The sequence below is a fragment of the Saccharomonospora halophila 8 genome (genome assembly GCF_000383775.1).
GTDB lineage: Bacteria > Actinomycetota > Actinomycetes > Mycobacteriales > Pseudonocardiaceae > Saccharomonospora > Saccharomonospora halophila.
In genome coordinates this window covers 3153-14540 of sequence record NZ_KB912501.1, presented here as the reverse complement: position 1 = coordinate 14540, position 11388 = coordinate 3153, and the positions used below count along the sequence as shown (strand labels likewise).

9 protein-coding genes and 1 pseudogene are annotated in these 11388 nt (G+C 72.5%); 8 read left to right on the top strand and 2 right to left on the bottom strand.

Going from position 1 to position 11388, the window contains the following annotated elements; translation table 11 throughout:
- The 3 genes from SACHA_RS20365 to SACHA_RS0105060 all read left to right on the top strand — a co-directional run.
- The coding region (locus tag SACHA_RS20365; RefSeq protein ID WP_039738013.1) for an acyl-CoA dehydrogenase family protein at positions 1-1158 on the top strand (1158 nt) is incomplete at its 5' end.
- Positions 1159-1267: 109 nt separating this feature from the next.
- Positions 1268-2887: an ABC transporter substrate-binding protein gene (locus SACHA_RS0105065; protein WP_028662903.1), complete on the top strand. Its 1620-nt coding sequence runs from the start codon at positions 1268-1270 to the stop codon at positions 2885-2887.
- A 174-nt stretch (positions 2888-3061) separates the two neighbouring features.
- Positions 3062-3778 carry a PaaI family thioesterase gene (locus SACHA_RS0105060; RefSeq protein ID WP_019807679.1) on the top strand — a complete coding sequence of 239 codons (717 nt, stop codon included), beginning with the start codon at positions 3062-3064 and terminating at the stop codon, positions 3776-3778.
- 265 nt (positions 3779-4043) lie between these two features.
- Here the strand turns inward: SACHA_RS0105060 and SACHA_RS0105055 are convergent, their stop codons facing one another.
- Positions 4044-5684 (bottom strand): class I adenylate-forming enzyme family protein, encoded by a 1641-nt coding sequence (locus SACHA_RS0105055; RefSeq protein WP_019807677.1) that lies wholly within the window; start codon positions 5682-5684, stop codon positions 4044-4046.
- 306 nt (positions 5685-5990) lie between these two features.
- On the opposite strand from SACHA_RS0105055, the gene SACHA_RS0105050 reads away from it, so the two are divergent.
- Both SACHA_RS0105050 and SACHA_RS20360 read left to right on the top strand, forming a co-directional pair.
- A complete protein-coding gene (locus SACHA_RS0105050; protein ID WP_019807675.1) occupies positions 5991-6752 on the top strand; it encodes an SDR family NAD(P)-dependent oxidoreductase in 762 nt (253 codons plus the stop codon).
- 67 nt (positions 6753-6819) lie between these two features.
- Positions 6820-8065 (top strand): annotated as a pseudogene (locus tag SACHA_RS20360) (NADH:flavin oxidoreductase).
- A 55-nt stretch (positions 8066-8120) separates the two neighbouring features.
- On the opposite strand, the gene SACHA_RS0105040 reads toward SACHA_RS20360, so the two are convergent.
- On the bottom strand, positions 8121-8753 hold the full coding sequence (locus SACHA_RS0105040) for a TetR/AcrR family transcriptional regulator (protein ID WP_019807671.1): 633 nt from the start codon (positions 8751-8753) through the stop codon (positions 8121-8123).
- A gap of 119 nt (positions 8754-8872) precedes the next feature.
- Here SACHA_RS0105040 and SACHA_RS0105035 point away from each other — a divergent pair, with 119 nt between their 5' ends.
- The 3 genes from SACHA_RS0105035 to SACHA_RS0105025 form a co-directional block, all read left to right on the top strand.
- Complete coding sequence (locus tag SACHA_RS0105035; protein ID WP_019807669.1) at positions 8873-10039, top strand: acyl-CoA dehydrogenase family protein; 1167 nt, start codon at positions 8873-8875, stop codon at positions 10037-10039.
- Positions 10036-11130 carry a bifunctional MaoC family dehydratase N-terminal/OB-fold nucleic acid binding domain-containing protein gene (locus SACHA_RS0105030; RefSeq protein ID WP_019807668.1) on the top strand — a complete coding sequence of 365 codons (1095 nt, stop codon included), beginning with the start codon at positions 10036-10038 and terminating at the stop codon, positions 11128-11130. The genes SACHA_RS0105035 and SACHA_RS0105030 overlap by 4 nt, the downstream gene beginning before the upstream one ends.
- Positions 11131-11388: acyl-CoA dehydrogenase family protein (locus tag SACHA_RS0105025; protein WP_028662901.1), on the top strand; the 258-nt coding region annotated here is incomplete at its 3' end.

Genomic DNA, 11388 nt, shown 5'->3' with positions numbered 1-11388 from the left:
CCGACCGCCGCGTGGCACCGGAAGGTCGCCCGTGCGGCGCTGGCCGGGGTGCGCCGGGGGATGGGCGTCGAGCTGCCGCCCGAGGCGGAGACCGTCCGCACCCGGATCCGTGCCGAACTGGAACCGGCCCGGGAGATGGATGCCGACCGTGCGCGGCGCTACCTCGCCGAGCACGGCTACACCGCACCCCATCTGCCGCGGCCGTGGGGCAAGGGCGCCGACGGTCTCACCCAGCTCGTCATCGACGAGGAACTGACGGCGGCACAGCTGTCCCCTGTGGACATGGTGATCGGCAACTGGGTGGTGCCGACGCTGATCGAGCACGGCAGTGCCCGGCAGCAGCAGCGTTTCCTGCCGTCCACCCTGCGCGGGGAGACCGTGTGGTGCCAGCTGTTCAGCGAGCCCGGTGCGGGTTCCGACCTGGCGGCGCTACGCACCCGCGCCGAGAAGGTCGAGGGGGGCTGGCGGCTGTCCGGGCAGAAGGTGTGGACCTCGGCCGCGCGTGCGGCGCACCGGGCCATCTGCCTGGCCCGCACCGACCCGTCGGTGCGCAAGCACAAGGGGCTGTCCTACTTCCTGGTCGACATGTCCGCGCCCGGGATCGAGATCCGCCCGCTGCGGGAACTGACCGGGGACGCGTTGTTCAACGAGGTGTTCCTGGACGAGGTCTTCGTGCCGGACGACGCACTCGTCGGCGAACCCGGCGACGGATGGAAACTGGCCCGCACGACCCTGGCGAACGAACGGGTGGCGTTGTCCCGGGGTTCGTCACTGGGCGACGGCGGCGAGACACTGCTGGAACTGGCCGCCGTCGACGGTGCCCCCGACGCCGACCGGTTGGCCGAACTCGGGGCACTGCTCGCCGACGCCCAGTCCGGAGGGTTGTTCCGCCTGCGCGGGGTGCTCCGGTCGTTGACCGGCGGGCAGCCCGGTGCGGAGTCGAGTGTCGGCAAGTTCCTCGGCGTCGAGCACGCCCAACGGGTGTGGGAGACGGTGATGGACTGGCGCGGTGTGGACGCCCTGGTCGGTCCGAGCTCCCGGGGCGAGAGCGCCTGGATGTTCCTCAACACCCGGTGCCTGTCCCTCGCGGGCGGGACCACCGAGATCCAGCTCAACATCATCGGCGAGCGAATCCTCGGACTCCCGCGCGATCCCTGAGTTCCGGTCAGTGAGACCTCCCGGGGCGCCGGTGGGGGTCCGGCCTACCGTCCGTCGGCAGGTGTGAAGCAGCGCACAACGACGTCGGTGCTCACGGTAGGGAGAGGACATGCGATCACGACCCGGGCTCGGAATCCGGATGCGCGCGGCGGCGATGGCGGGCACGCTCGTGCTCGCCGGATGCTCCGGCGGCGCCGGTGCCGGACACGACGGTGGGAACGCGGACCCCGGCACCGGGCGCGTTCCCGACGGGATGGTGGGACAGCAGGCGGAGCCGGGTCAGCCGGTGGGTGGCGGCACGCTCACCTTCGCCGCCTACGCCGAACCCACCAGTCTCGACCCCACGGAGACCATCGCGCACGGGACGTCCGGCGGTGCCGCGCTCGCGGCCGTCTACGACGTGCTCGTGCGCTACGACCACGACGCGGGTGAGTACGTGCCGTGGCTGGCCGAATCACTGGAGAGCGCGGACGGAGGTCGGCAGTGGACGGTCGAGCTCCCGGACGACGTCGAGTTCAGTGACGGTACCCCGCTCGACGCCGAGGCGGTGGTCGGCAGCATCGAGTACTACCTTTCCGCGGGCGGCTCGGACGCGCCGCTGCTGGAGCGCACCATCGACACGATGACGGCCACCGCCGGGACCACGGTCGTGTTCGAGCTGAGCGGACCGTGGCCCGGGTTCCCGACCATGCTCGCGCAGGGTGCGGGGATGATCGTCGCACCGGCCGCGCGCGACGGCGCGGAGTTCGAACCGATCGGGGCGGGACCGTTCACGCTGGAGAACTACGCTCCCTCGGAGGAACTGGTCCTGGCGGCCAACGACGACTACCGGCTCGGCAGGCCCCCTCTCGACCGGGTGCGGTTCACCTGGTTGCCCGGACCGGAGGCGAAGCGTGACGCACTGGAGTCCGGGGCGGTCGACGTCGCCTACCTGCGGGAACCGAGCCACGTGCGGCGACAGCTGGACTCCGGCGCCACCGGCTTCCTCACCACCCTGTCGGTGGGCAACTCGATCACCATCAACCAGCGGGACGGTCGTCCCGGGGCCGACCGCCGGGTGCGCCGTGCGCTGGCGCTGGCGCTGCGGCCGGAGATGGTGTCCCAGCGGGTGTTCGAGGGTGCGGCCGTGCCGTCGAAGCGGTTGTTCCCGGAGACCTCGGAGTGGTACGCGGAGGGCGTGGAGCCGCTCGGCACCGACGTCGAGCGGGCCCGGAAACTGGTGGACCAGGCCCGGGCCGACGGCTTCGACGGGTCCGTCGAGCTGGTGAACGGGTCCGACCCGTCGGCGCGCGCGGAGTCGATGGCGATCAAGGCGATGCTCGAACAGGTGGGCTTCACCGTGGAGATCTTCGCGGCGCGGTCGATCTCCGAGCAGATCCAGAAGATCTACGCCACGAAGGATTTCGACCTGGCCAGTTCCGCGCTGAGCGTCGGCGACGCGGACCCGTACCCGCGGCTGACCGCGGGTCTGCACAGCGAGTCCCCGGTCAACGCGGGCGGCTACGCGAACCCGGAGATGGACGAGCTGCTCGGGCGGTTGCGACGCGCCGGGACCGAGCGGGAGTCGCGGGCCGTGCTCACCGGGATCGAACGGCTCTGGCAGGCCGACGTCCCGATCCTCACGCTGTCCCCGATGCGGACGTTGATCGCGTGGAACCCGGACGTGTACGGCGCCGTGCCGACCGGCGAAAGCATCATGCTGTTCCACGACACCTGGCTCGCCGGCTGAGGCGCCGCTGAGGTGTCGTGCCGTGTGGGGCACATTCGGTGCGCGGGACGCAGCGGATGTGCCCCACACCGCGCTGAGGGCGGGGAAAGTGCCCCGTAACGGCGCAAGCCCGGTCGACGTGACACTGTCTACTTTCGGCGGCGGAGCGGGCCGTGCGGCGGTTACCGTTGTCCGATGACGACCAACGCCGACGCGACACCGTGGGACGGCCACGGGGACGCGGTGCCGGAGGGGGACACGGCGCCGGAGGGGGACACGGCGCCGGAGGGGGACACGGTGCCGGAGGGCAGGCTGACGGCCACGGCGGACAACGAGGGGATCGACGCCACGGTCGCCGCGGCGCGGCGGGTCATCTCCGCACTGCTGCACGCGGGCGGGAACACCGCGGCCGAGATGGCCGACGTGGCCGACCGGCTGAACGCCGTGGCCGACTATCTCGACGGGCACGCGCCCTCCCGTGCGGACCGGATGGTCGACATGTGGAGCGGCGAGGGCGTCACCCGACACGACCCGGTGACCGGTCCGGAGAACGCGATCGCCCCGCCGCTGACGTTGACCGGCCACCCGGACGGCTCGGTGTCCGGAACCACCACGCTCGGCATGGCGTACCAGGGTCCACCCGGCTACGCCCACGGCGGCGTGTCGGCGTTGCTGCTGGACCACTCCCTCGGCGTGGCCAACCACTGGGCGGGCACCTCCGGCATGACGGCGCGCCTGACCCTGCACTACCACCGGCCCACGCCGCTGTTCGAGGAGCTGACCGTGCGCGCCCGGTGCACCGCCGTGGACGGCCGCAAGATCCACACCGAGGGCACGATCTCCGCGGGGGACACCACCTACGTCACGGCCGAGGGCCTGTTCATCCGCGAGTTCGTCCCCCTCCCGTCCTGACCCGCCCGCGAGTCGCCACCCCACGCCCGCGAGTCGCCACCTCGGCCCCGCAAGGTGACGCCCCACGCCCGCGAGTCGACGCCACACGCCCGTGGGTCGACGTCCGGGGTGTGCGTGGCCCCGGGCCGTGGACCGGCGGCGTCCGCTCCTCCCGAGTCGCGGCGGGTGTCAACTCGCCGTCCTGCAACGTCGACTCACGGTCCCGAAGCGTCGACTCGCCGTCCTGAAGCGTCGACCCGCCGTGCTGGGGTGGCGACTCGCGGGGTCAGACGGCGACGTTCTTTCGGATGATCTTGCCGGTGGCGTTGCGGGGGAGGGCGGAGGTGGTGAGGCGCCAGTGGTCGGGGACCTTGAAGTGGGCCAGTCGTTGCCGGCAGAACTCGGTCAGCTCCCGCTCGGTGACCGCGGCCCCGTCCCGGGTGACCACCACCGCACCCACCTCCTGGCCCAGATCCGGGTGGTCCACCCCGAGCACGACACACTCGGCCACGGCCGGGTGCTCGTCGAGCACGTACTCCACCTCGGTGGGGTAAACGTTCTCCCCGCCCCGCAGGATCAGGTCGGAACGCCTGCTGGCCAACCGGAGCCTGCCCTGCTCGTCGAGCATGCCGATGTCGCCGGTGTGCAGCCACCGGTCCGGGTCGATGGTCTTCGCGGTCGCCTCCGGGTCGTGGAAGTACCCGGCCATGGTGTAGGCGCTGCGGGTGCAGACCTCGCCCTCCTGCCCGGGTGGCAGCACGGCGCCGGTCTCGTCCCGGATCCGCACCTCGACACCGATCACCGGCCTGCCGAGGGTTCCCGGTGCCTGTTCCAGATCGGCGGGCGTGGCGACGGTGATCGCGGTCGCCGACTCGGTCAGTCCGTAGCTGTCCACCAGGGAGTTCTTCGCGAACGGCAACGTCTCCCGTAGCCGCTGCTTGAACTCCGGTGACGACGGCGCGGAGGCGAGTGAGAACGCCGTCAGCGACGACAGGTCGTAGGAGGCGAGGTCGCCGTGCTCCATCAGCCGGTGCGCCATCGTCGGCACCGCACCCCAGTTGGTCACCCGCTCGGACTCGATCAGGCGCAGCACCCGGTCCGCCTCGAACCGGCCCAGGTTCATCACCACGGCGCTGCCGGTGGCCAGCCGGGGTACCGCGAGGTTGTGCAGGCTGGCGATGTGGAACAGCGGCATCGCCAGCAGGTAGCGACGGGCGGTCGAATCGGTGGGGTCGCCGAAGGCGCGCGCCAGCGCGTCGTTGAACCGGTGGTACTCGATCACCGAGGTCAGGTTGCGGTGGGTGTGCACCACGGCCTTGGCCATGCCCGAGGTCCCGCTGGTGAACAGGATGACGGCGGGGTCGTCCTCGGCCACCGGGACGTCGGGCAGGGGCGCGTCCGGGTGCCGGCGGGTGAGCCCGGGAAGGTCGTCCTCCATGCTCAGCACGGTGACCCCGGCCTCGCGCAGCGCCGGGGCGCGTTCGTGGTCGGCGACGACCACCGTCGGTGTGGTGAGCCCGAGGGCGTGCCCGGTCTCGCGCGGTGACCACCAGGCGTTGTACCCCACGGCCACCGCCCCGAGGCTCACCGTGGCCCAGAAGGCGATGACCCAGCCGGGCGAGTTGGCGGCCATGATCCCCACCCGGTCGCCCGGGCCGACGCCGTACCCGGTGCGCAGCTCCCGGGCCAGCGAGGCCACGGCCGCGCCGTGCTCGGCGAAGGACAGCCGGTCGTGCTCGGTGACGAGGTAGTCGGCGTCGCCGTACCGCAGCGACGCGGACAGCACCTCGCCCAGCGAACGGGCCCGGCGCACGAACACCGGCAGTCGGGCTCCGAGGACGTCGTCGACGGTCATCTCGAACGCACCGCCGGGGCCGGTGAGGCGGGCAACGATCTCCTGTGCGGCTTGCGGACCCGATGCGGTCATTGGCTCCCTCTCCTCGGCCGGGACGGCGGGCGACGCCGGCCGTCGGCGGGCCGATCCGTTGTCGAGCGTAGGCACGTGCGGGCACGGTCGGAATCCCGTTGACCGGGATGGACGCCACCCTCGTCGGTGCGGCCCGCCGACACCGGTCGGTTCCCGGTGAGCGGGACGGGACCGGGCACGGGCGGGTGTGGCCCGGCCAGGATGAGGTCCCGGGTGCGCACCGGGTGCGTTGTGCGGCGCGACGGCCGCCTTCCCCGGCATCCGGGATGGACGGGCAGTCGCGGACAGGGAGCGGACGAGAAGATCATGGGCACACTCGACGGGAAGGTCGCCCTCGTGACGGGCGCCGGACAGGGCGTCGGGCAGGGGATCGCCCTGGCGCTGGCCGCGGAGGGCGCCACCCTCGCCGTACTGGGGCGCACCGGGGACAAGCTCCGGGCCACCGCCGAGCTGATCCGGCAGCGCGGGGCCGACGCCGAACCGTTCGTCTGCGACGTGGCCGACACCGCCGCCGTGCCCGCACTCGTCGACGGGATCGCCGACCGGTTCGGCGGGATCGACATCCTGGTGAACAACGCCTACTCCGGCGCCTTGGGGCCGTTGCTGTCGCTGAGCGGGGACGACTTCCGCGCCGGTTTCGAGCACGGTCCGTTCGCGACGTTCGCGTTCATGACCGCCTGCCATCCGCACCTGAAGGCGCGCGGCGGCGGCAACATCGTGAACCTGGTGACCTCGGCGATGGTCCGCTGGGACGCCACCAACTTCGGCGCCTACGCGGCCGCCAAACAGGCCGTGCGGTCGCTGACCCGCACGGCCGCCGTCGAGTGGGGGCCGGACGGCATCCGGGTCAACTCCGTGGCCCCGCACGCGCTCTCGCCGAGCCTGGAGTGGTGGATCCGGAAGAACCCGGCCGAGGCCGAGGAGTTCCGCAGGACCATCCCCCTGGGTTACATCGGCGACTGCGAGGCCGACGTCGGCACCGCGGTCGCCTGGCTGGCCGGTCCGCAGGCCCGCTACCTCACCGGCGCCACCGTGCCCCTCGACGGCGGCCAGGCGAACTTCGGCTGACCCGGCACGCCCGGATTCCCACGCACCCGCCCCGACCCGACACCCGTCCCGGTAGGAGAGAAACCCCGTGAGCGACAGCGACAGCACACCCGGCGGATCCGACGGCCGCGCCGCCGTACCGGATCCGCTCTCCCCGGGCACGCTCGGCCCGGTGACCCTGCGCAACCGCACGATCAAGGCCGCCACCTACGAGGGTCTGGCCTACCGGGGGCGGGTGACCCGTGAGCTGATCGACTTCCATCGGGAGTACGCCCGGGGCGGGGTGGGCATGACCACCGTGGCGTTCTGCGCGGTCTCCCCGGAGGGACGGACGGACAAGCACCAGCTCGTGTGGACCCCGGAGGCGCTGCCGGGGCTGCGGCAGCTGACCGACGCCGTGCACGCCGAAGGAGCGGCCGTCTCGGCGCAGATCGGGCACGCGGGCCCGGTGGCCAACCCCCAAGGCGCCGGCGCTGGCGCCGTCCCGGCACTTCCACGCCACCAGCGGCAGCGTGACGCGGCCCGCCACCCGCGAGGACCTGACCCGGATCGTGCGGGACTTCGGCAACGCCGGTGCCTCGGCGGTCGAGGCCGGATTCGACGCGGTCGAGGTCCACCTCGGACACAATTACCTGGCCAGTTCGTTCACCAGTCCCAGGCTGAACCGGCGCACCGACGACTACGGCGGCAGCCTGGCCAACCGCACCCGGCTGGCCCGGGAGGTGACCCGCGCGGTGCGCGACGCCGTCGGCGACCGGGTGGCCGTGCTGGCGAAGGTGAACATGGACGACGGCGCGCCCGGCGGGTTCTGGTTGGACGAGGCGATCCAGCTCGCCCGGTGGCTGGAGCGGGACGGCTCGGTGGACGCGCTGGAGATGACGGCGGGCAGTTCGCTGCGCAACCCGATGTATCTGTTCCGGGGCGACGCGCCGTTGGAGGACTTCGCCGCCGTGATGCCGCAGCCGGTGCGGCTCGGCGTGAAGATGGTGGGCGGGAAGTTCCTCAAGTCCTACCCCTACACCGACGCCTACCTGCTGGAGCAGGCCCGGCAGGTGCGTGCCGCCGTCGACCTGCCCATGGTGCTGCTCGGTGGGGTGACGAACCGGGAGGTCATGGACACCGCGATGCGGGAGGGCTTCGGGTTCGTGGCGATGGCCCGCGCCCTGCTGCGCGAACCAGACCTGGTCAACCGGCTGCGGGACGACGCAGGAGCACACAGTCTGTGCATCCACTGCAACAAGTGCATGCCTTCGATCTACCGGGGCACGCACTGCGTCCTGCGGGATTCGGAGGGGCCGCGGGCGCACGGCTGGGGCCGCAACACGGTGGTGTGACGCCCGCACGGCCGGGCCGGTCGGGAGTGTCGCCGACACTCCCGGTCCGTTCCGGTCACGACCGGGTGCCCGGCAGCAACCGGTGCACGGCCTCGTCCAGCACCCCGATGACGTCCTCGGCGTCCCGTCCCGCGGCGACACCGACGATCGCGCCGAGGAACGTGGTGGACAGCACGCGCGCGGCCGCGTCCAGTTCCGCGTCGTCGTGCCCTGCCGTGTCCCCGGCGCGCAGGGTCCGGCCGATCCACGCCGCGCGTTCCGGCCCGAACCCGACGGGATCGTCCCCCTCGGTCATCCCGGGGTAGCCGGCCACGTAGGCACGGAACAGCGCCCGGTACAGCAGCGGCTTCTGCGCGGCCTGCCGCAGCACGCGGCCGAACACGTCGGTCAACCGTTCGGCCGGTCCGCCGCCGGACGGGCCGCGGGCGCCGACGCTGTCGGCGACCCGGTCGCCGAGCGCGAGCAGTGCCTCGATCAGGAGCTGGTCCTTGGAGCCGACGTGCTGGTACGCGGTGGCGGCCGAGACCCCCGCGCGGGTGGCGACCTCGCGCACCCCGGCGCCCTCGTACCCGTTCTCGGTGGCGACCTCGATCGCCGCGTCGATCAGCTTGTCCCGTGTGGCGGCCTGGGTGGCCGACAGCACGCGCCGCACGACGCGGGTGCCGTTCCCGGCGGTGTCCTTCGGCATGGGCCCACCCTATCGGCCCGGGAGTCCGGTGAACGACCATCTGGACAAGTGTCTAAATAAGCGTCTAGCCTTTCGTCCGTCATCATGTTCACCACCGGATCGTGGTAGGGGAGCGGCACATGCGACTGCGCGAGACCGAGGCGCAACGCCGGCTCCGCGCCGAGCTCAGGGAGTACTTCTCGGGATTCCTCCCCGAGGACGTGCGCCGGCGGGCGGGCGAGGAGGGCGTGGGCGGCGAGCACTTCCGGGCGGTGGTCTCCCGGCTCGGCGCCGACGGCTGGCTCGGCCTCGGCTGGCCCGCCGAGTACGGCGGGCGGGGACGGTCCCTGGCCGACCAGTTCGTCTTCTTCGACGAGGTGCAGCGGGCCGGGCTCCCGTTCCCGTTCGTCACCGTGAACACGGTCGGCCCCACCCTGATGGCCCGGGGATCGGCCGAGCAGAAGGACCGCTTCCTGCCGGGCATCCTCACCGGTGAGACGGTGTTCGCCATCGGCTACACCGAACCCGGGGCGGGCACCGACCTCGCCTCGCTGACCACCCGCGCGGTGCCGGACGGCGACGACTGGATCGTCGACGGCAGCAAGATCTTCACCAGCGGGGCCAACACCGCGGACTTCGTCTGGCTGGCCTGCCGCACCGACCCGGACGCGGCGAAGCACAAGGGCATCTCGATCCTCATCGTGGACACCCGCGACCCCGGGTTCTCGTGGAGCCCGATCACCACGGTCGGCGGGATGACGGTGACCGCCACCTACTACAGCGGTGTGCGGGTGCCGAAGGCGAACGTGGTCGGGGAGATCAACGCCGGCTGGGAACTGATGACCACCCAGCTCAACCACGAACGGGTCGGCCTGGCCGCCCTCGGCGGCCGGATGACGGCGCTGTGGGAGACGGTGCTGGGCTGGGCGAAGGACACCGGGGCGATCGGACAACCGTGGGTGCGCCGGGACCTGGCCCGCGCACACGCCCTGCTGGAGGCGATGCACCTGCTGAACTGGCGGATGGTCGGCTCGGCCGGGGACGGGACGCTGACCGGCGCCGAGGCCGGCGCCACCAAGGTGTACGGGACCGAGACCCACGTCGAGGTGCAACGACTGCTGCTCGGCGTGCTCGGCGCGGCGGGCCGGGTGCGTCCGGAATCCCCCGGCGCCGTGCTCGCGGGCCAGGTGGAGCAGTTGTCTCGCCAGGGCATCGTGAACACCTTCGGCGGTGGGGTCAACGAGGTGCTGCGCGACATGGTCGCCACCCAGGGGCTGGGACTGCCCCGGTTGGGACGGGGGAAATGAACGACACTCTCGAACACCGGCTGCGGGAGTTCGTCGGGCGGGAGCTGAGTCCCACCCGGCCCGCGCAGGACCCGGTGAACGTGCCGATGATCCGGCACTGGGTCGAGGCGATGGGGGATGCGAACCCGATCCACCTCGACGACGCGGCAGCCCGCGCGACCGGACGTCCCGGCGTGGTGGCCCCGCCCGCGATGGCGCAGGCCTGGACCATGCGTGGCTACGCCGCCCACCTGGCCGCACAGCAGGGCGGCGACGGCGCCGGGGGCACCGGCGAGGCCGGGCCGACCGTGCTCGACGAGATGTTCGCCCTGCTGGACGAGGCGGGTTTCACCTCCGTGGTGGCCACCGACTCCGACCAGGAGTTCGTCCGCGAACTCGTCCCGGGTGACCACCTCTCCGTGTCCGAGACGCTGGAGTCGGTCTCGCCGGAGAAGACGACCGCGCTGGGCACCGGGCACTTCCTCACCAGCCTCCGCACCTACACCGACCGGCACGGCGAGGTCGTGGCGACCCAGCGCTGGCGGATCCTGCGCTTCCGGCCCGCCGGGGAGGTGGGCTCGGCGGCCTCCTCCGCGTCCGACGGCGCCTCCGCGTCCGACGGTGCGGACGGATCCGGCGGGTCCGGCGGATCCGGCGGGAATGCCGACGAGCGTCCGTTGCGTCCCCGCCCCGCGGTGAACCGGGACAACGCCTTCTTCTTCGACGCCTGCCGGCAGCACCGGCTGCTCATCCAGCGCTGCGCCGCCTGCCACATCCTGCGGCACCCGCCGGGGCCGTGCTGCCCCGACTGCGGTTCGTTCGACTGGGACACGGTGGAGGCCTCCGGCCGCGCCACCGTGTACAGCTACGTCGTCGCGCACCACCCGAGACACCCGGCGTTCGACTACCCGCTGCTCGTCGCGGTGGTCGACCTGGCCGAGGGCACCCGGCTGATCACCAACCTGGTCGGGGTCGAGCCCGACGACGTCGCCCTCGACATGCCGGTGCGGCTGGAGTGGCTCGACGCCGACACCGAGCTCACCCTGCCGGTCTTCCGGCCGGTCGCGACCGGGGACGCGGCGGACACCGCGCCCGCCCGGGAGGAGGAGTAGATGGACTTCACATTCGACGAGGACCTCCGGGCGCTGGCGGGTCTCGCCGACGACATCGTCACCGGACACGCCACCACCGGGCGGGTGGCCGAGGTCGAGGCGGGCGGGACCCGCGTCGACGACGGGCTCTGGCGCGCCCTGGCCGTGGCGAACCTGCTCGGCATCGCCCTGCCCGAGCGGCACGGTGGCTCGGGGCTCGGGATGAGCGGGCTGTGCGTGGTGCTGGAGGCACTGGGGCGTCGGGTGGCACCGGTGCCG

Coding starts and splice junctions, on each gene's coding strand:
- SACHA_RS0105040 (WP_019807671.1), bottom strand. CDS start 8,753: ATGCCGAAGGACACCGCCGGGAACGGCACCCGCGTCGTGCGGCGCGTG.
- SACHA_RS0105030 (WP_019807668.1), top strand. CDS start 10,036: ATGAACGACACTCTCGAACACCGGCTGCGGGAGTTCGTCGGGCGGGAG.
- SACHA_RS0105050 (WP_019807675.1), top strand. CDS start 5,991: ATGGGCACACTCGACGGGAAGGTCGCCCTCGTGACGGGCGCCGGACAG.
- SACHA_RS0105065 (WP_028662903.1), top strand. CDS start 1,268: ATGCGATCACGACCCGGGCTCGGAATCCGGATGCGCGCGGCGGCGATG.
- SACHA_RS0105055 (WP_019807677.1), bottom strand. CDS start 5,684: ATGACCGCATCGGGTCCGCAAGCCGCACAGGAGATCGTTGCCCGCCTC.
- SACHA_RS0105035 (WP_019807669.1), top strand. CDS start 8,873: ATGCGACTGCGCGAGACCGAGGCGCAACGCCGGCTCCGCGCCGAGCTC.
- SACHA_RS0105060 (WP_019807679.1), top strand. CDS start 3,062: ATGACGACCAACGCCGACGCGACACCGTGGGACGGCCACGGGGACGCG.